Source organism: Chryseobacterium paludis, from assembly GCF_025403485.1.
GTDB lineage: Bacteria > Bacteroidota > Bacteroidia > Flavobacteriales > Weeksellaceae > Chryseobacterium > Chryseobacterium paludis.
Genome location: NZ_CP099966.1, coordinates 4,313,747 through 4,339,501, shown reverse-complemented (window position 1 = coordinate 4,339,501; position 25,755 = coordinate 4,313,747). Strand labels below are relative to the sequence as shown.

The window sequence follows — 25,755 nt, the reverse complement described above, 5'->3', positions numbered from 1 at the left end:
AATAAAGATCTAAGACAAATCCGATAAAATATGTGAATTATGAAATTGTGGGGGGACCCCGAAGCTGAAAAGTAAATTTAGTCTGAGACCAGATAATCTCCTGAACGGCAATAATCTGTTTTATTTCCTGAGTATAGCCCTCAAAAGAAAAATTAAATTCTTCAGGCACCAAGGTATGGCCGGTAGCTAAGAAGTGACACGCCAAACAATCGCCGGCTTTTTCCTTAGCTACATTTTTTGTAATTGTATTTTCAGATTTTTTAAGATTAAAATTTCTGAAGCCATCTATAGGATCATGATGGTGAAAACTTTGAGAAAACAGCGCAAGAAAATAAATCCCAAACAAAAGTCTTGAGATAAAATTCTTAAATTGTCTACTTTCCCTAAAAATCATGCATCAAAAATAACAATAATAATTTGTAATTACTAAATAAAAATAATAATCGAAATTAAAACATCTGCTAACGAATAAATTTTTACTCAAGTTGAGAAGCCAAATGCTCCCACTCTTGTAAAGCGAGTTCCAAATCAGATTTTACTTTATTATATTCTTCTAACATTCCATCAGAAGGATTTTCTTTTGCAAAAGAGACTTCCATTTCTTCAGATTTTGTTTCCAATTCTGAAATTCTCTCTTCCACTTTTTTTATTTTATTCTGAATATTTTTTTGCTCCTTACTTACAAAACCTGACTTTGGCTGAACAATAGGTTCTGCTTTCTCCACAACCTCAACCTTAGGTTTAACCTCTACTTTGACCTCATCATGAAGCTTTGCCTTTTCAGCTGAGATCTCTCTGATCGTTTCTTTCTGCCTGTATTCAAGGTACTCATTGATATCTCCAAGGAACTCTTTCATTTTACCATCACGGAATTCAAAAATCTTATCACAAAGCCCTTGCAGGAACTCCCTGTCGTGAGAGATCACGATCAGTGTACCTTCAAATTTCTGTAATGCCAATTTGATAATCTCCTTAGACTGAATATCGAGGTGATTGGTAGGCTCATCCATAATCAATGTATTGAAAGGACGTAATAATAATTTACAAAGCGCAAGACGGTTTCTTTCTCCTCCCGATAATACTTTGGTTTTCTTTGTAACAGCCTCACCCTGAAATAAGAAAGATCCTAATAAATCTCTTACTCTTGGTCTGGTTTCTTCTGTTGCAGCATCTTCCGCCTCTTCTAAAACCGTTTTATTTGGTGTTAATACTTCTTCCTGATTTTGAGCAAAATATCCGATATTCACGTTATGACCAAGATTCCAGGTTCCACTGTAGTCTTTAATTTCACCAGCCAATATTTTCGCAAGAGTTGTTTTCCCCTGTCCATTCTGTCCTAACAGGGCAATTCTATCTCCACGCTGAACAATAAAATCTACATCATCAAAGATCTGCTTCTTTCCATATGCTTTACCCAGTTTTTCAGCTTCAAAATTAACTTTTCCGGGAACAACAGACTGAACGAATCGAATATTAAACTTTGAAACGTCATCATTTTCTACTTCAATACGTTCAACTTTTTCAAGTTTTTTGATTAAAGATTGTGCAAACGCGGCTTTAGAAGCACTTGCCCGGAACTTATTAATTAACTCTTCAGTATGTTTTATCTCTGCATCCTGATTCTTTTTAGCTTGGATCAGTTTTTCTTTTCTATCTTTTCTAAGTTCAAGATATTTGGTGTAATCCGCTTTATAATCATCAACTTTCTTATTGTTAACATCAAAAGTCCTGTTACAAACGGCTGTCATGAATTGTTTATCGTGACTTACCAATACAATAGCTCCAGGATAATCTTTAAGGAAATTTTCCAGCCAGATGATGGATTCCATATCAAGGTGGTTGGTAGGCTCATCGAGAAGCATTACGTCATTCTTTTGAAGAAGCAGTTTTGCCAGTTCAATTCTCATTCTCCAACCTCCGGAGAACTCGTCAGTAATTTTCTGGAAATCATCAGCTTTAAATCCTAATCCGAATAATACCTTTTCCATGTCACCTTCCAAATTGTAGGCATCATGGTGCATTAAAAGATCATTTAATTCAGTCATTCTATTGATCAAATCCGTGTAAGCATCACTTTCGTAATCAGTTCTTACAGTCATTTGGTGATTCACTTCTTCAAGTTCATTCTTCCAGGCATTGATCTGCTCAAAAGCCTGCATCGTTTCATCCCAAACCGTTCTTCCTTTTACAAAGTCCAAATCCTGCTTCAGGAAACCAATAGTAATATTTCCATCAGGTACAACACTTCCTTCGTAGAATGTAATTTCTCCGGAAAGCATCTTCAATAAAGTGGATTTTCCCGCTCCATTTTTTCCTACTAAACCAATTTTATCATCCTTTTTAATAGTGAAATTCACATTTTGAAACAAATAGTTTCCCGAATGATGTAATCCTAGACCTTGAACCGAAAGCATTTAATGATATAATTTAAGAATTAATACTGAATATTTTTCGGGTGCAAAAATACGGAAAAAGAAATGAATAGACGATAAATAAAAAAAGCTCCCCATTTGAGGAGCTCCATTACCTAAGCTAAAACTGAAAAATACGAACATTTAATAATGTAAGTTTTATTTTAAATTAATATAGAGCGCATCCAGTTATCATTATTAGGAACATTCGCTCCATATGCGAAATCTGTAACCACTGTATCCTCCAGGATATGCATTTCAGCCTGAAGAACTGGATGAAGATTATTAGCTAACGATCTGCTGGGAACATTTAATCCATTATTTATTATTTCTGCATCTATTAATTCTGGAGATCTTTTAAGCTGCCCCTTTTTATATAAACCAAAATTGGCTGAAATATGGGTATAATCTGCAAGTTTTTCATAATTATACGAGGGTTTCATACTCGGGGTAAGGTTGTTGGCATAGCTTTCGAGTTCGGTATAAAATGATTCTAAAAACAAATGTTCCTGACCAATTTTGAAATCAGATTCATTAAAATCTGTCTTAAAAACTGAAATTATAGCATTAGTTTGCATCAACATTAATTTTCCGTAAACTTTTGAAAGGTCATTGTAAACTATTTCTCTTTCTACATATGCCTGAGAGAGAATTTCACCTTCATCTATGTGATAATTCTGTAAAATAGGATTCCAGATTCTATTTCCCTCAGGATCTTTCGCTACATCTCTTATATTTGAAACGTAGGAATTTATCTCTGAAACCTGCAGGTGATTTGAAGAAACATACACCGATTGTGAGGTTTCCAGATAACCTCCACCTACATCAGCATGAACACCCGGAACAAAGATCTCTTTCCATACAGAATTTCCGGTAGAAAGCTCTGAATCTTCCATACTTTTTGAATTTTCAAAAAATCCGGTCAATGGAAAAAAATATCTGCATTCATTCACCGCACATAATTGAAGTGCATTTTCTACGCCTGCTGATAAACTCACATTATAATCGTTAAAAGGAGCTGATTCTACGGTATCAAAAACGCCTAAGAACTTTACTTTAATATTTCCTGATAATACAGAACCCGGACTTAATAGTTCATAACAAAAATTTCTAGCCAGCATAGATCCCCTACTGAATCCATATACATAAAACTGATATTCTTTGGTCTTATCCTGCATTTTCTGTTCAATAAAAGAGTATGCTTTCCGAAGCTTATCATCGGAAGAATACCCAGAACATCCTATCGGATTTTTACAGGTTGCTTTCGCAAAATCACTGTCTTCGGCTCCGGTTATCGTTCCTATTCCCTCAACATATATTTTTTCATCTCCATTGAACAATTCGAAGAGCTTAAAAACATTTGTGGGTGCTGCATGATAGCTTTCATGGTTAATCAGTGGCTTTTTATCTGAAGTTGCATTGAATCCGTTATTTCCTGTTCCATCAAAAAAAATTCCGACAGATACTATATCATTTCCCATGGTAACAATTTTTAAGTGATCAATAATCTACCGTCGCTTTTTTTATATTATAGCTCCGTTAGATAATCATTTCAAAGTAACCATGAAAAGGGAGAGAATAATAGAGTAAAAGATACTAAATTAAAAATTCCGTATTTCTACGGAATTATATTTTTTCAAGAGAATAGATATTGTTAATAATCGCATAGATTACAATACCGACTGTATTTTTAGCACCTATCTTTTCAAGAACGCGCTGTCGGTGACTTTCCACCGTCCTCGGGCTTATAAAAAGCTTTTCAGCTATTTCATTATTGGTATATTCCTGACATATCAGTTTTACCACATCCTTTTCACGTTCTGAAAGTTCATCTTCCATTTCAAACAAAGATTTCTTCTTACTGGAACTGTTCATGTAGGTAAACAACATCTGATGATCTTCAGCTGTAAAGAAAACACCATTTTTAAAAACCATTGTAATAGCGTCTATAAATGTTTTCTTATTTGAGTTCTTAGGCAGAAAAGCAGAAACTCCCAGTTTAACCATATAACCCAGAATGGAGCTTTTATAATGGGAAGAAAGAATAATAATTTTCAGATTAGGGTATTTTTCTTTAAGAATTTCAACCAGTTCAAAACCGTTCATTGGCTGCATCTGTACATCCACTAAAGCAATATCCGGAAAATCTTTCTCAGGTAGGTCTTCTAAACTTTTTATAAAATCTGGTCCGTTATCCGCTGTAAGGTTTACGGATATATTCTGCTCATTTGATAATAATAATTTGACACCCTCCAGAATTAACTGTTCATCATCTATTAGCGCTATTTTGATCTTGGAATTCATTATTACGAGGAATTTTAATGATTAAACGACTTCTTTTATTGGGTACATTTTTCCATTTATGAACAGCATTTATAGATTTGATCCTGGATTCAATATTTTTAATACCCATTCCTTTTTTCACCAGATCATAATCAAAACCCTGTCCGTTATCTGAAATAACTACGGCTGTATACTGTGAATAGTCTTTTATATAGATCCAGATTTTTGTAGCTTCTGAATGTTTAATAACATTCGTAGTAAACTCTTGTATAATCCTGTACAGCTGAACTTCTATAAAAACATCTTTCTGTTCATAACCTGGAGCTACCTGTAATGAGATATTAATTTTATGAGATAGATTTGCAATTAATTCTTCAATATACAAAACAAGACCCACCGATTCCAGGTTTACCGGATACAAAGAATGGGATATCGTTCTCGCAGAATCAATTAAAGCAGACATCTGTCCATAAATGTTTTTCTTAATTAATTCATCTCCCTTGGTATCGAGATTATTAAGCCACAAAGACAATATATTGAGCCTGTTCCCCATATCATCATGAATCATGACGGCAATTCGTTTCCGTTCTTCTTCCTGAGCCTTAATATTTTCTAATACTAATTTTTTCTGATGAAGAACTTCAGCCTCATGTTGCGCATTCTTTTCTTTAATAATCCTATCTACAAAAGTTTTATAAGCCAGTAGAATAAATAATACGATAACTGCCAGGATCACAATTATCAATATTAAAAAATCAATATGTAGGGTTATTTCTTTAATTTGATAAATGTATATATAAAAGAACCATATAAAATACTTGACAGAATATTATTGGTTCCTAAAATTGCATAATAATTATCCTCTGACAAAGTGGCTATCTGATGCTGGATGATAAAAATAAAAACGGAGACAGAATAATAGAAAAAAATACAGGCATCCACTAATGTAAAGCGATTAACACTTTTGTTATTCTTAATTTGCTGTAATAAAGTATACCCTGCAAAACATACAATGATGATGTTGGAAGTCACTTTTACAACATCATCATTAAAATAGGTGTCAAAAAATTTATTTACAATTAAAAAACCTACCGTAAGGATCAATATTGGGATCAGCCCATATTTTAGTACGCCCAGTTTTCTAATGAATAAACTTGTTAACAGGAAAAATTCGCCAGCTATATAAATCGGATACAAAAATGAGGTGTCTTTATAATGAAGAACAACTGTTAAAAAATTAGTTGCGGCTTCTATAAATAAAAGAAATCCAATATAGAACACATATTGTTTTTCTTCTTTTCTTAAAACAGAATATTTTGCAATTCCGAAAATAAAAGAAATGAGAAGCAGAATATTTGTGATACCCCACGTAGTGATAAAATAGCTATGCATATATTTCTATAATTGACAAATCGGAGGACATGGTCTTGACCAATCGTATGTATTGGAAATTACCTCTACACTTCCTGTATTTTGTAAATCCCGAAAGAAAGAGATAAAGATCAATGTTACCAAAGGTCTCTGATAGATTTCAGAAAATTTGATTCCAAATGAACATACGATATAGCTAAGTCCCTCTTTCGGTGGATTCAGGTCTTCTACAGGAACATAGAATCTTTTAAAAATCCTTGCTCCCTTAAATTCCTCACACTCTCTATAGAACCATGTTGATCCTTCATCTCTCCAAAGTTCTATGGCAGCAACAGCTTTATCCTGTTCCATTATCGGCATATTAGCTACGGGTAAATACATATCCGCAGTACGATCTACCTGCTGTAATTCTTTAGAAAGAACAGCATTTTTCACTAAGGTATACTCTTTTGTTTCTACCAAAGTAAGGTTTGTTGTTAACTCTGCAAGAATGCTATAAGGGTATTCATTAACTGCAATTTTTTGTCCGTTTGCATCAAGTGCACAAAGGATCAATACAAGTTGATTTTTATACACTCCTATTTCAGTACAGAAATCTTCACATTTATTATTTCTTTTCAGCCAGTCAATCTGATCCAGCGAAAGGGTAAAAACAAAGTTGGAGGGGATTAACTTTTGGATTGTTGAATAATCTTTGGAACTGGTATCCCACGCGGCAATTGCGGCGGTATATTCATCTTTGTTAAGAATTGTCATATTTTCATGGTTTTTTAGTCGTATAAAATTATATAAACTAAACTACTTATGCAAATATCTCACTTATAATTGAGGATTTATTAATCTTCATTAAAGATAAAACAATATCCTTTTTATTTCTTTTCAAATCATCAAATTATTACAATGATCAATAATTCCTAACGGTAATATGATAACAGCTCTGTTGTCTTTCTTTTATGTAATAAATCCGGCCGGCATTAGCGTAATATTTCAATACTTTTTCTAAAGCAATTTCCATTTTAGGATTATATTTTAAAACATCATTAAACCGTACGTAAGAAATATCGAAAGAGTTTCCATAATTATGAGAGCTTATTCCTAAGGACGCATTGGAATTCACTCTTCTTAATCGGCATTGGTCTTCAAGCGTCCTTGTAATTGATGAAACCGTAAAAGTATGTCCTTTTGTCTCTTTACTAAATCTGGCGCCCATTTTTTCAAGGGTTGTTTTAGCTTTAGAAACCATATAAGCTCTGCTATAATTCAATTTCTGAACCCGGTATCCTTTCCCCGTTTTTTTAATTTTATGAAACTTTCCGCTGTTGATATATTTCTGAATGATTTTAGTATCCTTCAGTAATTTTACCCCAAAACTTTTTGAAGCATCCAGGTGAGGTTTATAAAGAGGTGTTGGTTCCACTTTTAAAACTTCATTAAGGTCATAACAGGATCCTGTATTTTTAGAGGATTGGGCATAATGAAAATGAGAAATAAAACATCCAAAAATTACACACAGAAACTTTTTCATTCGCAAGCTTTTTAATTAAAAAACGAAAAATAAACATTTATGTGATACAATTCAACTATAAGAGAAGTATTCATAAAATATATTCTTCATTAAATACTGAATAACATTGCCATATCCACACCTGTTATTCGATTTAATTTCATTCTTTTTAAAAATTAATTTGAAAATTTGAAATTTAAACTATAAATTTGGTTTCAATATAAAAATAAACATTATGATAAAAAAACTTTTTGCTGAATTTTTCGGCACATTTTGGCTTGTTTTCGGTGGTTGCGGAAGTGCAGTTTTCGCTGCCGGAGTTCCCGACATTGGAATTGGACTTTTAGGTGTTGCTTTAGCATTTGGTCTTACGGTTCTCACCATGGCTTATGCTGTGGGTCATATTTCAGGAGGACACTTTAACCCTGCTGTGACTTTTGGTCTTTTAGCCGGAGGAAGATTTCCTTTCAAAGACCTGATCTCTTATGTTGCCGCCCAGTGTCTGGGTGCAATCGCAGCAGCTGCCTGCCTTTATTTTATCCTCAACGGTGCTGGAGCATTTACTACAGAAGGACCAGGAGCTTTTGCCACCAACTTCTATGATATGCCCGGCTATCATAACAGAAGCTATTCGATGGGAGCAGCGTTCTTAGCCGAGTTTTTGTTAACTGCTTTCTTCCTGATCATTATTATGGGAGCAACGGATAAATGGGCTAACGGAAAATTCGCTGGAATTGCCATTGGCCTTGCTTTAACATTGATACATTTAATATCAATTCCTATTACCAATACATCTGTAAATCCTGCAAGATCCCTTTCCCAGGCTCTTTTTGTAGGTGGTGCTGCGATGTCTCAACTTTGGTTGTTCTGGGTAGCTCCTATTCTTGGTGGAATTGCTGGCGGATTGATCTACAAATTCTTACTTCAACGAACAGATACCGAGGTAGCTGCTTAATAAAAAAATATATATCTAAAAAAAATCCTGTCTAAATTGGCAGGATTTTTTATTTTCTTTTTTTGATATCAAAAGGATTTTTAAAGATAAGTTCTTCGTGTTTTCCTTTGATCTCCATTTTTCGCTGTAGTAAATTAAGTGCTATTTTTCGGATAAAAAGATCTTTATCATTTAGTTTCCAATAGGAATCCTGATGTACCTGAATAGGCTTTCTTATGAGATAAAATTCAGTTTCCCACGTATCCACATTATGATAAAATTCGATGATCCCACAATGTTCAGGAATCACATTATGATCAATCATACCCATAGGAAGGAGAAAACTAAATGCATTACACACATAATCTCCACAGGAAATTTTATCGTGTTTTAAAAATTTCTCTCCTGTAGCAGTATTGATATAGGATTTTTTGAAATCATTTTTAAAATCACTTTTAGACAGCTTAATTTCAATTTCATGACTCAGCCCCAAAGTATTTATGATCAATATATCAGCTTCCCAATCAGAATGAAAATGATTGGTTAAAACAATTTCTTTCTCAAAATCACAGTGAGAATGGATATATGCATGAACAAGTTCTTCTATTTTAAGCATGTTTTCTTATTTAAGAGGTCTTTAGATGCGGGAGCTTCGGGGATTGGGGGAATTCGTATTATATTAAAATTCACGACTTATAAAAACAAAGATCGTCATTATTGTTTCTCACTTCAATTTTCGATCTTCTCCAGTTCGGCTATTCCGTAATCTAACCATATCCCAAAAATACCTGTTTTAGTAGGATAGGCTTCATCTTTACTAAAGGAAACCTTAGTATCCGGTTCTGTCTGACAAATAAAAAAATGTCCACCATCAATACAGTTCATCTTCCCTTTCTCATGTAAATCCGTCCAACCAAATTCTTTATATCCGTCTTCTTTATTTTTTATATCAAATAAAAATCTCTTAATAACAGCTTTTTCTTTATCACCATCTTTTTTAGAAAAAATTGTCCATCGGGCTAAATCCGATTCATAGCGGGCAGCAACTTTTTTCGGATCGGCATCTTTTGTTCTATTAATTATTAAAGTATCAACAATTTCTGAACTTTCTTTATTTACCGAACGTACAACATAAATTCCAGACCAAATATCAGATTTCACATCTTTTTGAGCAGACAACAAATTGGATAATCCAATCAAAAGAGAGTATAAGAACAATTTTTTAATCACATCCATATTTTTAATCTTTTACAATGTTTTAGATGATCGCATTTTCCTGCTCAACCTGACTTCTGATTTAAGAAACCAGTAAGCTGCATCCACGAATATCAGAATGATCTATTCTTCCGAGAATCTGAAACTTCCCATCAACAAGTGTTTTTCCTAAATCCTGTGTTGCAATAAAAGAGCAGGAATGAATATTCGCCAGGTCTATAATATTAACAGCCCCGGTTCTACCCTCTTTCTCATACGTCAGTGGATCCTCTACATTTCTCACTAAAATACGCATCCAATTTGGACACTTATATTCATTATTTCCAAGGGAATATGCCTGAGATAACAATTCTGTCATTGAATATTCTGAATAGATCTTATCTGTTTTAAAACCTTCCTGAAGAATTACCAGCAATTCATCTTTTGTCATTTCTTCCTTTCTGCCTTTCATTCCACCGGTTTCGATCACCACTAAGTTTTCCATAAAATTTAATGATTCTCCATTTCGTTCGGAATGACAATAGTCCAGAAAATCCAAAAGCGCAAAAGAAACACCGAATAGTATCACTTTTTTATCTTTCAATGTATTTAAAAGGTCAAATAAATCGGAGTGGTTGTATAAAAAATATCCGTTTTCAGGTTTTGCGGAAGTGCTCATCAAATAATCTACCATATAAATTAATGATGAATTCTGTTTTTCCAGATAACTTGGTAACAATCCAAGGAAAATAAAATCCTCAGGCTTTCCGATAAACTGCTCAAAGCTTTTATAAATACTTTCACGGTACAGGTTTTCATTCGCAATGAAATGCTTAGATAAGTTCATCTGTGTGGTTCCCGAACTTTGAAAATACAGATCTGCAGATGCTTTTTTGTCCAGGATCTGATGATTCTTAAACATTTCTATTGGTAGAAATGGAATTTTTGACAGTTCACTAACTGTTTCAGGATTCACCTTAAGATAATCTACAAACTTCCTGTATATCTCAACATTCTCGTATTGATAACGAAATGTTTTCAATGAAGCATTTAAAAAATCCTGCTCAGTCTGTATGTTGAATATATTTTCCAATTTCTAAATTTTTAATATTCTTATCGTCTCATTTCTAATCGATTAACCCAACATCAACCCTTTTTAATATTTTTTTAATATAAATTGAAATTTTTGGTCAAGTTATTGCAATGATGTATGCGGAATATGGATTAAAAACAGAGTGAATTTATTCATTCGAAGATTACCTCTTTTAGGGGTAATTTTTTTTTGTCTTTTCCTCAAAGGTCTTTAATTCAAAATCTTCTTGAAAAACACCGTAGGTAAAATAGGAAATCCAATCTCCAAGATTGATATATTTGGCATTTTGTTCCAGATCTAAAACCATCGGAAGATGACGGTGTCCATAAATAAAATAATCGATCTTCTCAGTCTTCAGTTTCTCTTTCGAGTAGATGATCAAAAACTCTTTATCTTCCCCTAAAAATGCTTTATCTTCTTCACCAGAAATCATTTTATTTTTCTGTGAAAGATACAATGCGATCTTCATTGCAATATCCGGATGAAGCCATTTAAAAGCCCATTGTGCAATAGGATTTGTGAATAACTTTTTCATCCTTTTATAGCCCTTATCACCAGGCCCTAAACCGTCTCCATGAGCGAGTAAAAACTGTTTACCACCCATTTCAAAATATTGTTTCTTATAAAATACAGTACAGCCGATTTCCTCCTCGAGATAATCTTTCATCCATAGATCGTGATTGCCTACAAAGAAGTAAACATGAATACCTCTATCCTTTAATTCTGCGATCTTTCCCAATACACGGACGTATCCTTTCGGAATCACATATTTCCATTCATGCCAGAAATCAAAAAGGTCACCCATTAAAAATAAAACCTGAGCATCTTCTTTTATCTCGTCCATCCAGCGGATGAACTTTTCTTCACGCACTTTGCTTTCCTTTGGGTCAGGAGCTCCAAAATGCTGATCGGAAGCAAAATACACTTTTTTTCCAGGTTCTAAATTGATGGTTGTCTTTAACACCTATTTGAGTTTTTTGTTGGGTAAATTTAAGAATTATCTTCAGCAAACCATTCTCCGTAAGAGTTTTCAGTTTCATGAAGTTTAAGATAAGCCAGAGAAACCTCAGCCGGAAGCTTAGATTTTATTTTAGCTGCAATAGCATACAGCATATTTTCGCAAGTCGGTTGAAAATTACAATAGATCACTTTATGACCTCTTCCCTCAAGATCTTCTCCCAATTCTTTATGTGGAGACAATCCGTTAATTAAGACCGCGTGATCCCAAACATCTACAATTTCAGATTTTACAATACTTTTGATATCACCAAAATCCACTACCATCCCATTTTTAGGGTTCTCCAAATCATTTACAGGTTTTCCCTTCACTGTTACAAACAGCTTATAGGAATGTCCATGCATATTTTTACATTTTCCATCGTAATTATACAGCACATGCGCTGTTTCGAATGTAAAAATTTTTGTAATACGTATCATGGTGCAAAGATAAGGAATTTGGGGTGAGTTTGGGACATCTGCTGAGCAGTATGATATGATAATAAAAAATTAATAGGGATCTATTTCTGATAAAAATTCCATCAATGATCCGACAAAATATTTGTAATCATTGCAAGACTCTTCTAATAGTTCAAAAGTTAATTTCCTCTGTTATTTATCCAATTTTTTCAAAAATAAGGACTTAAAATAAATTCTTTCATTTTTGACAGTCAAGGAAACAATATACAATAGTATTATTATATTTTCCAGGAGCTATATGTATAAAAAAACGGAACCAGACTTTTGATCCGATTCCGTTTAGAATATTTTAATTTACAGAAACTATTATTTAGATTTTGCAGCTGGTTTAGTTGCTGTTGCTGTTGCTCCTAATTTAGTTTTCACAGCAGCTGTGATATCTTCGCTTCCATCTGTGTACACAAGATTGTTAGCACCTTGTGCTGATGAAGTATCAAATACATAATTCAGACTTCTTTCTTTAGCTACAGCAGAAATAGCAGTTTGTATTTTTTGCTGTAAAGGAGTAAACAGCTCATTTTGTTTAGCTGAAATATCTTTAGCTGCGGTTGTTCTCGCTTCTTCTATTTTCTTACCCAAACCTTGTAATTCTGTTTGTGCTGCTATCAGTTCTTTAGTTACGGCTTCTTTATTAGCCTCATTCATTGTCTTTTCTTTATCCTGTGCTACTTTCAGTTTAGCCTGGTAATCACTGATTAATTTTTCAATTTCAGTTTGCTTTGCTTTAGTAAGGTTATCGACGGTTGCATTTGCTGTTTTCACTTCAGACATACTTGCAAAAATATCATCAGAATTTACATTCCCTATCTTTTGTTGAGCATTTGCGACATTAGCAGTCAGCGTCAATCCTGCTGCAATAAAAAACACTTTAATTAACTTCATTTTTTTATAATTATTTTAAAACTTTTGTAGTTCTTTTTTAGTTTCCAAATATAATATATTTAAAGCTTTTCCAGCCAATCACTTTTCAATCTTTGAATTTTTTGTGTTTTAGAATCAATTAAAACCCACAGCGTCAGGGAATCTACCACAAGCTGACCATTACAATAGAACTCAACTTTTCTGGGCTGTTTGATGCCTTCCGGATCTTTGGGGTAGGTTTTTACAGTTATTACATCATTCAGATACACCTGTTTTTTGTATTGAATATGATGATCCAGAAGCATCCAGATATCTTCGGGATACTCAGTCCTATGCTTTACAAAATCCCAATGTTCTGTGGCTATTTCTTCCACCCAGCTTACATATTGCACATTATTGACATGCTTATTCTGATCTATATTTTCTTCTGTTACTTTTATTTCTTTTTGATATACTAAACTCATCCTTTTGAAAAATTTATTCAAAAATAATACTTAAAAATAAAACCTCCCCAAAATTGAGGAGGCTTTCAAACAATATGTATAATGCGAAAAATGAATCTTAATGAAATTGTGCCATTTCAGTAGAGTCTTTCATTGCTACCGTAGCTGAAGAACCACCAGTCACCACATTCTGAACCTCATCAAAATATCCTGTTCCTACAAAAGACTGGTGTTTTACTGCTCTGAAACCTTTTTGCTGTAAAGCAAACTCACGTTCCTGTAATTCGGAATATCCAGCCATTCCTTTTTCTTTATATGCCAAAGCCAATTCAAACATCGCAGTATTCAACGCATGGAAACCTGCCAATGTGATAAACTGGAATTTATAACCCATTTTTGCCAATTCCTCACGGAAGGTAGTCATTTCTTCAACACTTAATTTTGCTGCCCAATTGAAAGATGGTGAACAATTGTAAGCCAGCATTTTTCCTGGGAATTTGGCGTGAATTCCTTCTGCAAATCTTCTTGCCTGTTCCAGATCAGGATTAGAAGTTTCCATCCAGATCAGATCTGCATACGGAGCATAAGATAAACCACGGTCTATTCCCTGCTCTACTCCATTTTTCACCACATAAAAACCTTCTGATGTTCTTTCTCCGGTTACAAATTTTTTATCTCGATCATCGATATCTGAAGTCAGTAAGTCTGCAGCATCAGCATCTGTTCTTGCGATAATCACACTTGGAACCCCTGTTACATCTGATGCCAAACGGGCTGCAACTAATTTATTGATAGCCTCCTGAGTTGGAACCAATACTTTACCACCCAGGTGACCACATTTTTTTGCTGATGACAACTGATCTTCAAAATGCACTCCCGCAGCACCGGCTTCTATCATTTGCTTCATGAGTTCAAAAGCATTTAGATTGCCTCCAAAACCGGCTTCTGCATCTGCAATAATAGGAACCAGATATTCTCTGTCTCCATTTCCACTTACGGATTGGATCTGGTCAGCTCTCAATAAAGCATTATTAATTTTCTTCACTACAGAAGGCACTGAATTCGCAGGATATAAAGACTGGTCAGGATACATTTCCCCTGATAAATTAGCATCAGCAGCCACCTGCCATCCTGAAAGGTAAATTGCCTCCAGACCGGCATCTACTTCCTGTACCGCCTGATTTCCGGTTAATGCTCCTAATCCGGCTACAAAATCCTGAGTCATTAGTTTCTCCCAGAACTTTTTAGACATTTCAGTAGCAATCGTATAATCGATTGTATAAGAGCCTCTGAGTTTTAATACTTCCTCAGCAGTATAAGGTCTTTGTACGCCATTCCAACGAGGATTGCTCAACCAATCCTGCTCTAAAGCCTGAATTTTTTCTTGTTTCGTTTTCATAATATTTTGATTTGTATTTAGTTAATATTTTCAATTGCGATTTATAGGATTCGAGTGAAACAATTTTCCATAAAATCATTTTGTATGGTGTGGTTTTATTCTAAATTCCTCCATCATAACACCCAAAACTCATGCACTTTTTGCTTAGATAAAAGGGTACGCTTTCAACGTCAGGAATTCCTCAAACTTCTCTGAGAAGATCAGTTCATTAAAAAGTTCTTTCGCGAGGTTGAATTTTCCGTTCTTAAATCGTTCTTCACCAACATATTTTTCAATAGTCTCCATTTCTTCTTTTTCCCATTGAAGAACCATTTCTCTGGTTAATACTCTGTCATCAATTAATACCGCTTCATTGTTTAGCCATTGCCAGATCTGTGTTCGTGAAATCTCTGCAGTGGCCGCATCTTCCATCAGGTTATAAATCGCTGCAGCACCCACTCCCATCAACCAGCTTTCGAGATACAGGATTCCGACATTAATATTCTTACGGACTCCTTTTTCACTAATCTCGCCTTTTGGAATTTCTAACAGGTCACTTTCTTTGATCTGATAATCCACTTTTTTATCAATCTGGTTGGGATAAGGCATGTACTGGTCAAAAATATTTTTTGCCACTGAAACCAAAGCGGGATGTGCAACCCAGGTTCCATCATGCCCATTTTTTACTTCACGTTCTTTATCAGCTTTTACCTTTTCAAAAGCTGCATCATTCGCCTGATCATCATTTTTTATAGGAATCTGTGCTGCCATTCCACCAATCGCATGGACATTTCTCTTATGACAGATCTCAATGACTCTTTTTGAATAAGCGGCCATAAATGGAGAGGTCATCGTTACCTGATCCCGGTCAGGAATAATAAATTCCGGAAGGTTTCTGAATTTTTTAATAAATGAGAAAATATAATCCCATCGGCCACAGTTTAATCCTGAACTATGTTCTTTTAATTCGTATAAAATCTCATCGATCTGAAATGATGCCGTGATCGTCTCTATTAAAACCGTTGCTTTAATAGTTCCTTTTGGGATCTGAAGGTAATTCTGAGCAAAATCAAAAATTTCATTCCACCAACGGGCTTCTTTATAATGTTCTAATTTTGGAAGGTAAAAGTAGGGACCACTTCCATTCTCCAGCAATTGATGGGCATTTCTAAAAAAATAAATTCCAAAATCCACCAACGAACCTGAAGTTTCTTCGCCATTGATCTCAATATGTTTTTCAGAAAGATGCAAACCCCTGGGACGAATCAGTAAAACAGCTGTTTTACTATTAAGCGTATAGGATTTCCCTTGCTCGTTCGTAAAATCGATGTTTCTGTTAATAGCATCAGAAAGGTTAATCTGACCTTCCATACAGTTTTTCCAGGTTGGAGAATTACTATCCTCAAAATCCGCCATAAAAGTAGAAGCGCCAGAATTGAGTGCATTAATGATCATCTTCCGGTCCACAGGTCCTGTAATTTCAACCCTACGATCGAGCAGATCTTTAGGAAGTGGCGAACACACCCAATTTCCATTTCTTATTTCTTCCGTTTGTGGTAAAAACCTGGGAAGATGTTTCCGGTCAAAATCCAGTTGAGTTTCTTTTCTCTCTTCTAAAAGATCCAGTCTCTTGGTATTGAAATTCTGATGAAGTTCAACCAGAAATTCTACTAACTCAGGATTAAAAATTTCTTTAAACTGGCTTTGAGCCTTTATTTTTAATTGGGTTGTGGTTTCCATAACTCATTGATTTTGTGATTTGATATTACAAACATAAATAAAAATTTTCACAATTAGCGAACGTTCGCTAATTATTTTTAAAATTTATTATGCGAATAATCGCAATCAATTATTTATATTTGAGTAATGAATGCAGAAAGCGACTTTATTAAAACGGTATTCGGACTAAAACTGAAACAGCAGAGACAAAAGAAAAATTGGTCTCTGCAGGATCTTGCTCTAAAGACAGGTCTATCAAAATCTTATCTGAACGAAATTGAGAATGGAAAAAAATATCCGAAACATGATAAAATAATTCAACTGTCAGAATCTTTGAATTGTACTTTTGATGATCTGGTGTCTACCAAACTTGATAAGAGCCTCGCTCCATTCAATGAAATTTTACAATCAGATTTCTTTAAAGAAGTTCCACTAGATCTTTTCGGGATCAATAAAAATAACCTGATCAGTATTATCAGTGACGCTCCTAAAAAAGTAACAGCTTTTATCAATGCTTTGATTGAAATATCTCAGAATTATAATTTAGGGAAAGAACGTTTTTATTTTGCTGTATTGCGTTCTTTTCAGGAGCTTTATGACAATTATTTCCCTGACATTGAAGAAAAAGTATTGCTATTTGCAAAGGAACATCAATTGGAATTCAATAAAAATATGAATCCTGATGTTTTACAAAGTATTCTTATTGAGAAGTTTAATTATACCATCCAATCAAGAGATTTTGAACCTTATGGAACTTCAACTCATCTGCGATCATTATTTATTCCCGAAAAAAAACTCTTACTTCTTAATATTAAGCTGGAGAAGGATCAGAAGACTTTTATCCTGGCTAAAGAGATAGGCTTTAACGTTCTGGAATTAAAAAATCGCCCTAACACCTATTCGTGGCTGGACTTTGGAAGTTTTGAAGAAATTCTGAATAATTTTTACGCCTCTTATTTTGCCGGTGCATTACTCATCTCAAAGGAGCAGATCATTGAAAATACCTCCGACTTTTTTTTACAAAATACATGGAAGCCAAAAAACTTTACCGATCTCATTGAAAGCTTCACCAATTCTCCTGAAACATTTTATTACAGACTGACCAATATCCTGTCATCGGAATTAGGAATTAAAGATCTGTTTTACTTATGTCTGGTTAAAAAGAAAGGCTCAGATAGGATACAGATCTTAAAAGAGCTACATCTTAATCATCAACAGGCTCCTCATGCCAATGCCACAAATGAACATTACTGCAGAAGATGGATAGCCGTTAAAAACCTTCAGCATTTAAAAGAAAATGAAACTGTGACGGATGCCCAAATTTCCCATTACAAAGATCAGGGTATAAGTTATCTGGTAATTTCCACTTCTCAGAAAAATCCATTTTCAGATGGCAGCAACAGAAGCTATTGTCTCGGAATTTTACTGAATTCCCAAACGATAAAGAAAATAAACTTTATCAAATCACCCACTTTACCTACGATCAATGTAGGTGTAACCTGTGAATCCTGCAGTATTGCTGATTGCGAAGTAAGACAAGCTCCACCTGTTAGACTGGAGAAGGAATATTTCAATCTGAGTATGAAAAGTTCTATTGAAAAAATACGAAAAGAAATAGAATCAGAACCGCAAAGTAAAAACTAATTTCAGACTTTCCTGTTTAAGTCAATAATCTTATATTAGCTTAACAAACACACAAATGATTCTAAATCTACTTTTCCCTAACCGTTGCATCCATTGCAACCGGGTCATCGATGCCGATATATTGGTATGTGATCTTTGTTTTAAGCATATCCATTTTACTCATTATGATTACTTTGATGAAAATATCATTAAAGAAAAATGCAAACTTTTATTTCCTGTTGAAAATACCTATGCTCTTATGCAGTTTGAAGAAAAAAACCTTAGCCGCAAGATCATTCACGAACTAAAGTACAGAAGCCGGGAGAAAACCGGAAAAATCCTTGCCTATTGGATTACAGAAAGGTTAGATTTTAAAAGCAAAAAGCCTGACCTTCTGGTAAGTGTCCCTCTTCATCCTAAGAAAGAAAAAGAAAGAGGCTACAATCAACTACACCTTTTTACCGAAATATTAGCCAGCTTTTATGACATTCCATTTGACCATCATTTAATTAAAAGAAATCATTACTCGAAAGCCCAGGCTTTGAAAGATAAAAAACACCGCCTAAAAAATGAAAACACATTTTCAATAACCCGAAATATTTCAGAAAAACACATTTTATTAATTGACGATGTGTTCACCACCGGAAATACGGTATCTACTATTGCCTGGGAGATTTTAAAAACTGGAAATAACAAAGTGAGCATTCTGGTAATGGCGATAGATTAGGTGATCATGAAACATAGGTTTTATAACTAAATAGATCTATGTCCTGAATATTTAATCTGTCACCTCTTCCAATTCAAATCTTTTTTATAATTTTCCGATCAAACTAATAATTATGAAAAATCTGCTTTTACTACATGGGGCTTTAGGACATAGCGATATTTTTAAACCTTATCAACAGGAACTATCGAAACACTTCAATATACATACTCCTCTATTTTCAGGACATGGAAATACTGACATTTCAGAAGAAGACATTAGCATTGAAAAATACACCAAGGAGCTGGAAAATTATTGTGAAAAGGAAAATTTAAAAGACGTTTATATTTTCGGACACAGCATGGGTGGTTATGTTGGTCTTTGTTATACTTTGCGGAAGCCTGATAACGTAAGTTCCATTCTGACTTTAGGAACAAAATTCGATTGGACGGAAGAACAGGCTGTAAGGGAAAGTAAAATACTGGATCCTGAGACAATCCTTTCAAAAATTCCAAAATATGCAGAACAACTGGAAGCTCAACATGGCAGTAAATGGAAACAACTTCTTCCCGCAATTGCTAAAATGATGATTTCTCTAGGCAAAAATCCATCATTAGATCAGAGCAGTTTAATTGCTATCACAACACCCGTTCAGATCATGGTTGGAGATAAAGATAATATGGTAACATTGGAAGAAAGTATCCAGGTCTATCATAGCATTCCAAATGCAAGGCTGGCTGTACTTCCAGACACGAAGCATCCGATGGACAAAGTACGTCCAACATTAGTATTTGATATCATGAAAGATTTCTGGAATTTAGTCTAAATTATCGCTGCAATTTTTCGCCGTAACTTAAATCTCCGGCATCACCTAGCCCCGGAGTGATATATCCTTTGGTGGTCAACTGTTCATCAATGGCTCCTACCCAGATTTTTGCTTCGGGATATGCTTTTTCAATAGTTTCTACTCCCTGGCGTGAAGCGATTGCTGCCACTATATGCAATTGCGTAGGTGTTCCATGTGTTAAAAGATCTTTGATAGCCTCAATTAAAGAAGCTCCTGTTGCCAACATTGGGTCTCCAACAATCAAAGGTCTGCCTTCAATACTTGGGCAAGTTAAATAATCCTGTTTAATAGAAAAATAATCATTCGCATCATGTTTTCTGTAAGCAGCTACAAAGCCACAATCTGCTTTATCTAAATAATTTAAAATCCCCTGAAATAAAGGAACTCCTGCTCTTAAAATTGTAGTAACAACAGGCTGGACTGCAATTTCCTTTACTTTTATCGTATCCAGAGGAGTCTGAATTTCAACCTCTTTTTGTTCTAAGTCCTTACTGATCTCAAAAGCTGCTATCTCTCCGATACGCTCCATATTTCTACGGAACCTCAATCGATCCTGTTGAACTTCTACATTACGAAGTTCATTAATCCATTCATTAACAAGAGAAAAGTTTTCTGATAAAATAGTAAGCATGAATTTTAAATTTTAATTAGAGTTGATCGGCTTTAATTCCTGCAAAATTACAATTAAAAAATGAATCGGGATATTGAAATCCCTGAGGCCAAATAAATAGATCAGGAAAAAGAAATCAATATTCCCTTATATTGGCTCAAAAAAAATCTGGTAAGAACGTTATTCTTACCAGATTTTATGATTAATAATTTCTCATTTCAACTTTCATTTTTTTGATATTTTGAAAGTTCCAAGAAACTAAATTCTTATTATTTTTGTCTGAAATATACTTCAATAGGAACTCCAGTAAATCCGAATTCTTTTCTCAATTGGTTTTCAGTAAATCTCTTGTATGGTTCTTTTACATATTGCGGCAGGTTACAGAAAAATACAAACTGCGGCGATGGTGTAGGAAGCTGAACACAATATTTAATTTTAATATATTTTCCTTTGTTTGCAGGAGGTGGAGTCTGTTCAAAAATAGGAAGCATCACCTCATTTAATTTTGAAGTTTTTATTTTCTTCTTACGGTCTTCGTAAACTTCCATTGCCACTTCTACAGCTTTTAGAATTCTTTGTTTCGTTAAAGCAGAGATAAACAAAATTGGAATATCCTGAAACTGTCCGATCTTATCTTTAATTACTTTTTCGAAATCACGAATGGTATTTGTTTTTTTATCTTCAATCAGATCCCATTTGTTAACCACGATCACAATTCCTTTTCTGTTCTTCTGGGCTAATCCGAAGATATTCATATCCTGAGATTCCCAACCCTGAGTTGCATCTACCATAATGATCACGACATCAGAATATTCAATAGAACGGATTGATCTCATTACAGAATAAAATTCCAGATCTTCAGAAACTTTAGCCTTACGACGCATTCCTGCAGTATCTACCAACACAAACTCGTGTCCGAATTTATTGTAAAGGGTCTGAATACTATCTCTCGTTGTTCCTGCAACATCGGTTACAATGTTTCTTTCAACATCAAGTAAGGCATTCGTTAAAGTTGATTTTCCTACATTTGGACGACCTGCAATAGTAATTTTAGGCAAACCTTCAAAAGGATCCTGATAATCGGTAGTTGGGAAATCCCTAACAATATCGTCCAGTAATTCTCCGGTTCCAGAACCTGTTGCTGAAGAAAGTGTAAAATACTTTTCAATTCCTAACTGATAAAATTCTGTAGCCGCTAATTCTTCCTTAGCAGAATCTACTTTATTAATAACAATATATACAGGCTTATTGGATCTTCTTAAAAGTTCATGGATCTCATAATCAGTATCGGTAAGTCCTTCTTCTACATTCAGCATAAAGATAATAGATGTTGCTTCATCTACTGCTAACTGTACTTGCTTACGGATCTCTTCTTCGAAAATATCTTCTGTTCCTACATCATATCCTCCTGTATCAATTACAGTAAAGTCTACTCCATTCCAATCTGATTTTCCGTAATGACGGTCTCTTGTAACTCCGGCAGTAGAGTCTACAATAGCTTCTCTTCTCTCCAGAAATCGGTTAAATAATGTGGATTTTCCTACGTTGGGACGCCCAACGATAGCAACAATGTTTGACATAAAAAATGTTTAATAATCCCTCGACTCGCTCGGGACAAGTTATTAATGAGTTACTCCAACTTTTGGAGCTCAATTTTTTGCAAAGATAAGGCTTTATTATTTAGAAATAAAAAAAACGAGATTTCAAAAACAACCTTAGGCATTATTAAGACTTTGTATATCAGACAATAGCCATACATCAAATATATTATTTCATAATTTGAAATTGTTCAAATCAAAAAACCACCCTTCTCAGGATGGTTTTAAGTTATATGATATTAAGATTTAAACTAAATCAAATCTATCTAAATTCATTACTTTAGTCCATGCAGCAGCAAAATCTTTTACAAATTTACCTTGCGCATCAGCACTGGCATATACTTCAGCAATAGCTCTCAATTCTGAATTGGAACCGAATACCAAATCAGCACGGGTAGCCGTCCATTTTGGCTGTCCACTTGAGCGATCTGTTCCCAGATACAATTCGTTATCCGCGGAAGTTGCTTTCCATTGTGTTCTCATATCCAGAAGGTTCACAAAGAAATCATTAGTAAGAACTCCTGGACGGTGTGTAAATACCCCATTTTTAGAACCGTCAAAGTTAGTATCCAGCGCTCTCATTCCGCCGATTAATACCGTTAGTTCAGGAGCCGTAAGTGTTAAAAGCTGTGCTTTATCTATTAATAACGCTTCTGTGGAAACGGTATATTTTCTTTTTAAGTAATTACGGAAACCGTCTGCTGCAGGTTCAAGATATCCCATAGATTCAACATCAGTTTGTTCTTGTGAAGCATCCATACGACCCGGTGTGAAAGAAACAGAAATATCATAGCCGGCATCTTTTGCTGCTTTCTCTACTGCTGCAGTTCCTGCCAATACAATTAAATCTGCTAATGAAACTTTCTTACCTGAAGATTGTGCATTAAATTCTGTCTGGATATTTTCCAATCCATTTAGTACTTTCTGCAATTGAACAGGATTATTTACCTGCCAGTTTTTTTGAGGAGCTAATCGAATCCTGGCACCATTTGCTCCACCACGCTTATCACTTCCTCTGAAAGTTGATGCTGAAGCCCATGCTGTAGTTATCAATTCTGAAGAGCTTAGTCCTGAATTTAATATTTTCACTTTTAATGATTCAATATCACCAGCATCGATTAACGCATGATCTACTGTAGGAATAGGATCTTGCCAGATCAATACTTCAGCCGGAACATCAGGCCCCAGGTAACGGACTCTTGGTCCCATATCTCTATGTGTAAGTTTAAACCATGCTCGGGAGAAAGCATCCGCCAATGCATCAGGGTTTTCATAAAAATGTCTTGATATTTTTTCATATGCCGGATCCAATCTTAATGAAAGATCGGTTGTCAGCATTGTAGGTCTATGTTTTTTTGTAGAATCAAACGCATCAGGTATTGTATTCTCTGCATTTTTAGCGACCCATTGATGAGCCCCCGCTGGACTTTTGGTAAGTTCCCATTCATTTTCAAATAGGTTTTCAAAGAAATTATTACTCCACTGAGTAGGTGTTTTGGTCCAGGTAACTTCCAGCCCACTACTGATGGCATCAGCCCCACTTCCACTGCGATAGCTGCTATTCCATCCTAATCCCTGTTGCTCAATTCCGGCTGCTTCAGGCTCTTTTCCTACATGATCCGCCGGTCCTGCACCGTGCGTTTTTCCAAAGCTGTGTCCACCAGCAATTAATGCTACAGTTTCTTCATCATTCATCGCCATACGTCCGAAAGTATCACGAATATCTTTAGCCGCAAGAATAGGATCCGGATTCCCATCAGGCCCCTCAGGGTTTACATAAATAAGACCCATCTGTACTGCTGCTAAAGGTTTTTCCAAATTACGTGAATGAACACCCCCATCTGCATTATCATCTGTAGGAAGGACGCCATGATTTTCAACTACCCCTTCAGAACCGTGTGCATAACGCAGGTCTCCTCCTAACCATGTTGTTTCAGATCCCCAATATATATCCATATCCGGCTCCCAAACATCTTCACGTCCTCCGGCATATCCAAATGTTTTAAAGCCCATGGATTCCAAAGCAATATTACCAGTAAGAATCAAAAGATCTGCCCATGATATATTTTTACCATATTTTTGTTTAATAGGCCAAAGCAATCTTCTGGCTTTATCAAGACTTACGTTATCCGGCCAGCTATTTAATGGGGCAAAACGTTGTTGCCCTGCTCCGGCACCTCCTCTACCATCACCTACACGATAAGTACCGGCACTATGCCAAGCCATACGGATAAACAAAGGACCATAGTGTCCGAAATCTGCAGGCCACCATTCCTGTGAATCAGTCATTAATGCATGAAGATCTCTTTTTACCGCTTCAAGGTCTAAATTCTTAAAAGCTTCAGCATAATCAAAATCCTTATCCATAGGATCCGACAAAGATGAATGCTGACGTAAAATATCAACTCTTAACTGGTTAGGCCACCATTCCTGATTTTGAGTTCCACCACCAGCGACACTTTGCTTCATCGTTCCATTATGAAACGGGCACTTACTGATGTCATTTGAATCTTTTTCCATTGTTGCTTAAATTTTAATATTGATAGATATAGTTTACTTGCTATGAATAAGACAAACTTACAACAACCTGATCAATAAATTTGATCTATTGATATTATTTTTACAATAGTTAAAAACTATAATTTAGATCTCGCAATTTTGCCTCATTAAATGCAAGAAGTTAGCAATATTTCATTCAAATCAAGATAAAAAACTCGTAAAACCACTCTATTTAGAATGATTCTACCTTTTACGATAAGAAAAAAAATGCCTACATTTATCCATACAAACACTCAAAAACAGCAGTATGAAAAAAGTATTGATCGTTCTCTTAGTTGCTTTTATTATCATTCAGTTTTTTCCAATTGATAAGACAAATCCACCTTTAAATCCAGGCATGGATTTTTTAAAAATAAAAAATACACCACCGGAGATCGCCAAGATCATCAACACTTCCTGTTATGACTGTCATTCTAATGAAACAAAGTATCCATGGTATTCCAGTATTGCTCCCTCCTCATGGTTTTTAAAAAAACATATTGATGAAGGAAGAAAACATCTAAATTTCTCTACCTTTGCAATGTACGAACCTAAAAGACAGGCACACAAATTGCAGGAATGTACAGAAATGATCGAAAAAGAGGAAATGCCTCTTGAATCATATTTCATTGGTCATCAGGGTGCAAAATTAACTCCTGAACAAAGAAAGGAATTAATAAAATACTTTAAAAAAGTAAAAGAAGAAACTGAAAGATCGATGGTATTTTAAAAACAAATGGATTATGCAGGAAAATTGGCAGGATAAATATATTGTCTTCTTTGATGGAGAATGCGGAGTCTGTAATTTCTGGGTACAGTGGATCCTGGAACGTGATACAAAAAACAAATTTTTATTCGCGTCCTTACAATCTGATTTCGGTCAGAAATTTTTATCCGAAAGGGGGCTGGAAACAACGGTATTCAACACGATGTATCTTTGGAAACCTAATCAATATTACCTGGTAAAATCCCGGGCAGTTCTTCAAATTGCCAGTTTATTAGGTGGTATTTATCAACTGATTGCTGCTGGAAAAATGATTCCAACATTTTTAAGTGATCAGGTTTATGATCTGATCTCAAGAAACAGAATGAAATTGGCTGCTCAGAAATGTTTTCTTCCTGATCAGAATCAGAAAAGAAAATTTATAGAAGTTTAAATTAAAAAATAT

General features: G+C 34.8%; 26 protein-coding genes. 6 read left to right on the top strand and 20 right to left on the bottom strand.

The features are described 5' to 3' along the window. Positions 1–37 precede the first annotated feature (37 nt). From NG806_RS19675 to NG806_RS19640, 8 genes are all read right to left on the bottom strand, one after another. The gene (locus NG806_RS19675; protein WP_214832906.1) at positions 38–394 is read right to left on the bottom strand and encodes a hypothetical protein; all 357 of its coding nucleotides are present in this window, start codon (positions 392–394) and stop codon (positions 38–40) included. A gap of 82 nt (positions 395–476) precedes the next feature. Beyond that, positions 477–2,414, bottom strand: coding sequence for an ABC-F family ATP-binding cassette domain-containing protein (locus tag NG806_RS19670; protein WP_261511106.1), 1,938 nt, complete (start codon positions 2,412–2,414; stop codon positions 477–479). A 161-nt stretch (positions 2,415–2,575) separates the two neighbouring features. Next, positions 2,576–3,892: a T6SS phospholipase effector Tle1-like catalytic domain-containing protein gene (locus NG806_RS19665; RefSeq protein ID WP_214832909.1), complete on the bottom strand. Its 1,317-nt coding sequence runs from the start codon at positions 3,890–3,892 to the stop codon at positions 2,576–2,578. A 145-nt stretch (positions 3,893–4,037) separates the two neighbouring features. Further along, positions 4,038–4,715, bottom strand: a complete 678-nt coding sequence (locus tag NG806_RS19660) for a response regulator transcription factor (protein ID WP_214832911.1) — start codon at positions 4,713–4,715, stop codon at positions 4,038–4,040. After that, on the bottom strand, positions 4,681–5,430 hold the full coding sequence (locus NG806_RS19655; RefSeq protein ID WP_261511105.1) for a sensor histidine kinase: 750 nt from the start codon (positions 5,428–5,430) through the stop codon (positions 4,681–4,683). The genes NG806_RS19660 and NG806_RS19655 overlap by 35 nt, the downstream gene beginning before the upstream one ends. Positions 5,431–5,462: 32 nt before the next feature. After that, positions 5,463–6,086 (bottom strand): hypothetical protein, encoded by a 624-nt coding sequence (locus tag NG806_RS19650; RefSeq protein WP_214832913.1) that lies wholly within the window; start codon positions 6,084–6,086, stop codon positions 5,463–5,465. A 6-nt stretch (positions 6,087–6,092) separates the two neighbouring features. Continuing rightward, entirely contained in the window at positions 6,093–6,821 is a 729-nt protein-coding gene (locus tag NG806_RS19645; protein ID WP_261511104.1) for a hypothetical protein, read from the bottom strand. A gap of 148 nt (positions 6,822–6,969) precedes the next feature. Further along, positions 6,970–7,590 (bottom strand): DUF5715 family protein, encoded by a 621-nt coding sequence (locus NG806_RS19640; RefSeq protein WP_261511103.1) that lies wholly within the window; start codon positions 7,588–7,590, stop codon positions 6,970–6,972. A gap of 217 nt (positions 7,591–7,807) precedes the next feature. Here NG806_RS19640 and aqpZ point away from each other — a divergent pair, with 217 nt between their 5' ends. Further along, complete coding sequence (gene aqpZ, locus NG806_RS19635) at positions 7,808–8,524, top strand: aquaporin Z (RefSeq protein WP_214833218.1); 717 nt, start codon at positions 7,808–7,810, stop codon at positions 8,522–8,524. Positions 8,525–8,573: 49 nt separating this feature from the next. Here the strand turns inward: aqpZ and NG806_RS19630 are convergent, their stop codons facing one another. The 9 genes from NG806_RS19630 to aceB all read right to left on the bottom strand — a co-directional run bounded on the left by NG806_RS19630 (position 8,574) and on the right by aceB (position 16,688). After that, positions 8,574–9,119, bottom strand: coding sequence for a hypothetical protein (locus NG806_RS19630; RefSeq protein WP_261511102.1), 546 nt, complete (start codon positions 9,117–9,119; stop codon positions 8,574–8,576). 113 nt (positions 9,120–9,232) lie between these two features. Then, entirely contained in the window at positions 9,233–9,739 is a 507-nt protein-coding gene (locus tag NG806_RS19625) for a phosphate ABC transporter permease (RefSeq protein WP_261511101.1), read from the bottom strand. A gap of 61 nt (positions 9,740–9,800) precedes the next feature. Then, positions 9,801–10,790 (bottom strand): LuxE/PaaK family acyltransferase, encoded by a 990-nt coding sequence (locus NG806_RS19620; RefSeq protein WP_261511100.1) that lies wholly within the window; start codon positions 10,788–10,790, stop codon positions 9,801–9,803. Positions 10,791–10,962: 172 nt separating this feature from the next. Further along, positions 10,963–11,754: a UDP-2,3-diacylglucosamine diphosphatase gene (locus NG806_RS19615; protein WP_214832925.1), complete on the bottom strand. Its 792-nt coding sequence runs from the start codon at positions 11,752–11,754 to the stop codon at positions 10,963–10,965. A 26-nt stretch (positions 11,755–11,780) separates the two neighbouring features. Further along, positions 11,781–12,227, bottom strand: coding sequence for a 6-pyruvoyl trahydropterin synthase family protein (locus NG806_RS19610; RefSeq protein ID WP_214832927.1), 447 nt, complete (start codon positions 12,225–12,227; stop codon positions 11,781–11,783). 345 nt (positions 12,228–12,572) lie between these two features. Beyond that, positions 12,573–13,148: an OmpH family outer membrane protein gene (locus NG806_RS19605; protein ID WP_261511099.1), complete on the bottom strand. Its 576-nt coding sequence runs from the start codon at positions 13,146–13,148 to the stop codon at positions 12,573–12,575. A gap of 59 nt (positions 13,149–13,207) precedes the next feature. Next, positions 13,208–13,591: an acyl-CoA thioesterase gene (locus tag NG806_RS19600; RefSeq protein ID WP_214832931.1), complete on the bottom strand. Its 384-nt coding sequence runs from the start codon at positions 13,589–13,591 to the stop codon at positions 13,208–13,210. A gap of 97 nt (positions 13,592–13,688) precedes the next feature. After that, positions 13,689–14,969, bottom strand: coding sequence for an isocitrate lyase (aceA, locus tag NG806_RS19595; protein ID WP_261511098.1), 1,281 nt, complete (start codon positions 14,967–14,969; stop codon positions 13,689–13,691). A 144-nt stretch (positions 14,970–15,113) separates the two neighbouring features. Next, positions 15,114–16,688: a malate synthase A gene (gene aceB, locus NG806_RS19590; protein WP_261511097.1), complete on the bottom strand. Its 1,575-nt coding sequence runs from the start codon at positions 16,686–16,688 to the stop codon at positions 15,114–15,116. Positions 16,689–16,814: 126 nt separating this feature from the next. Between aceB and NG806_RS19585 the strand changes: the two genes are divergently transcribed. From NG806_RS19585 to NG806_RS19575, 3 genes are all read left to right on the top strand, one after another. After that, positions 16,815–18,311, top strand: coding sequence for a helix-turn-helix domain-containing protein (locus NG806_RS19585; protein WP_261511096.1), 1,497 nt, complete (start codon positions 16,815–16,817; stop codon positions 18,309–18,311). A 55-nt stretch (positions 18,312–18,366) separates the two neighbouring features. Continuing rightward, complete coding sequence (locus NG806_RS19580; protein ID WP_214832938.1) at positions 18,367–19,017, top strand: ComF family protein; 651 nt, start codon at positions 18,367–18,369, stop codon at positions 19,015–19,017. A 112-nt stretch (positions 19,018–19,129) separates the two neighbouring features. Further along, complete coding sequence (locus NG806_RS19575; RefSeq protein WP_261511095.1) at positions 19,130–19,819, top strand: alpha/beta fold hydrolase; 690 nt, start codon at positions 19,130–19,132, stop codon at positions 19,817–19,819. Position 19,820: 1 nt separating this feature from the next. Here NG806_RS19575 and upp read toward each other — a convergent pair whose 3' ends face one another. The 3 genes from upp to katG all read right to left on the bottom strand — a co-directional run bounded on the left by upp (position 19,821) and on the right by katG (position 24,568). Continuing rightward, complete coding sequence (upp, locus tag NG806_RS19570; protein ID WP_261511094.1) at positions 19,821–20,471, bottom strand: uracil phosphoribosyltransferase; 651 nt, start codon at positions 20,469–20,471, stop codon at positions 19,821–19,823. A 248-nt stretch (positions 20,472–20,719) separates the two neighbouring features. After that, positions 20,720–22,030 (bottom strand): ribosome biogenesis GTPase Der, encoded by a 1,311-nt coding sequence (der, locus tag NG806_RS19565; RefSeq protein WP_214832944.1) that lies wholly within the window; start codon positions 22,028–22,030, stop codon positions 20,720–20,722. A gap of 264 nt (positions 22,031–22,294) precedes the next feature. After that, positions 22,295–24,568 (bottom strand): catalase/peroxidase HPI, encoded by a 2,274-nt coding sequence (gene katG / locus NG806_RS19560; protein ID WP_315941741.1) that lies wholly within the window; start codon positions 24,566–24,568, stop codon positions 22,295–22,297. Between the two features lie 286 nt (positions 24,569–24,854). Between katG and NG806_RS19555 the strand changes: the two genes are divergently transcribed. Then, positions 24,855–25,316, top strand: a complete 462-nt coding sequence (locus NG806_RS19555) for a heme-binding domain-containing protein (protein ID WP_261511093.1) — start codon at positions 24,855–24,857, stop codon at positions 25,314–25,316. A 13-nt stretch (positions 25,317–25,329) separates the two neighbouring features. Further along, positions 25,330–25,743 (top strand): thiol-disulfide oxidoreductase DCC family protein, encoded by a 414-nt coding sequence (locus NG806_RS19550; protein ID WP_261511092.1) that lies wholly within the window; start codon positions 25,330–25,332, stop codon positions 25,741–25,743. Positions 25,744–25,755 lie beyond the last annotated feature (12 nt).

Coding starts and splice junctions, on each gene's coding strand:
- katG (WP_315941741.1), bottom strand. CDS start 24,568: ATGGAAAAAGATTCAAATGACATCAGTAAGTGCCCGTTTCATAATGGA.
- NG806_RS19650 (WP_214832913.1), bottom strand. CDS start 6,086: ATGCATAGCTATTTTATCACTACGTGGGGTATCACAAATATTCTGCTT.
- NG806_RS19550 (WP_261511092.1), top strand. CDS start 25,330: ATGCAGGAAAATTGGCAGGATAAATATATTGTCTTCTTTGATGGAGAA.
- NG806_RS19580 (WP_214832938.1), top strand. CDS start 18,367: ATGATTCTAAATCTACTTTTCCCTAACCGTTGCATCCATTGCAACCGG.
- NG806_RS19675 (WP_214832906.1), bottom strand. CDS start 394: ATGATTTTTAGGGAAAGTAGACAATTTAAGAATTTTATCTCAAGACTT.
- NG806_RS19640 (WP_261511103.1), bottom strand. CDS start 7,590: ATGAAAAAGTTTCTGTGTGTAATTTTTGGATGTTTTATTTCTCATTTT.
- NG806_RS19630 (WP_261511102.1), bottom strand. CDS start 9,119: ATGCTTAAAATAGAAGAACTTGTTCATGCATATATCCATTCTCACTGT.
- NG806_RS19660 (WP_214832911.1), bottom strand. CDS start 4,715: ATGAATTCCAAGATCAAAATAGCGCTAATAGATGATGAACAGTTAATT.
- NG806_RS19585 (WP_261511096.1), top strand. CDS start 16,815: ATGAATGCAGAAAGCGACTTTATTAAAACGGTATTCGGACTAAAACTG.
- upp (WP_261511094.1), bottom strand. CDS start 20,471: ATGCTTACTATTTTATCAGAAAACTTTTCTCTTGTTAATGAATGGATT.
- NG806_RS19670 (WP_261511106.1), bottom strand. CDS start 2,414: ATGCTTTCGGTTCAAGGTCTAGGATTACATCATTCGGGAAACTATTTG.
- NG806_RS19555 (WP_261511093.1), top strand. CDS start 24,855: ATGAAAAAAGTATTGATCGTTCTCTTAGTTGCTTTTATTATCATTCAG.
- NG806_RS19610 (WP_214832927.1), bottom strand. CDS start 12,227: ATGATACGTATTACAAAAATTTTTACATTCGAAACAGCGCATGTGCTG.
- NG806_RS19645 (WP_261511104.1), bottom strand. CDS start 6,821: ATGACAATTCTTAACAAAGATGAATATACCGCCGCAATTGCCGCGTGG.
- aceB (WP_261511097.1), bottom strand. CDS start 16,688: ATGGAAACCACAACCCAATTAAAAATAAAGGCTCAAAGCCAGTTTAAA.
- NG806_RS19625 (WP_261511101.1), bottom strand. CDS start 9,739: ATGGATGTGATTAAAAAATTGTTCTTATACTCTCTTTTGATTGGATTA.
- der (WP_214832944.1), bottom strand. CDS start 22,030: ATGTCAAACATTGTTGCTATCGTTGGGCGTCCCAACGTAGGAAAATCC.
- NG806_RS19575 (WP_261511095.1), top strand. CDS start 19,130: ATGAAAAATCTGCTTTTACTACATGGGGCTTTAGGACATAGCGATATT.
- NG806_RS19600 (WP_214832931.1), bottom strand. CDS start 13,591: ATGAGTTTAGTATATCAAAAAGAAATAAAAGTAACAGAAGAAAATATA.
- NG806_RS19665 (WP_214832909.1), bottom strand. CDS start 3,892: ATGGGAAATGATATAGTATCTGTCGGAATTTTTTTTGATGGAACAGGA.
- aceA (WP_261511098.1), bottom strand. CDS start 14,969: ATGAAAACGAAACAAGAAAAAATTCAGGCTTTAGAGCAGGATTGGTTG.
- NG806_RS19605 (WP_261511099.1), bottom strand. CDS start 13,148: ATGAAGTTAATTAAAGTGTTTTTTATTGCAGCAGGATTGACGCTGACT.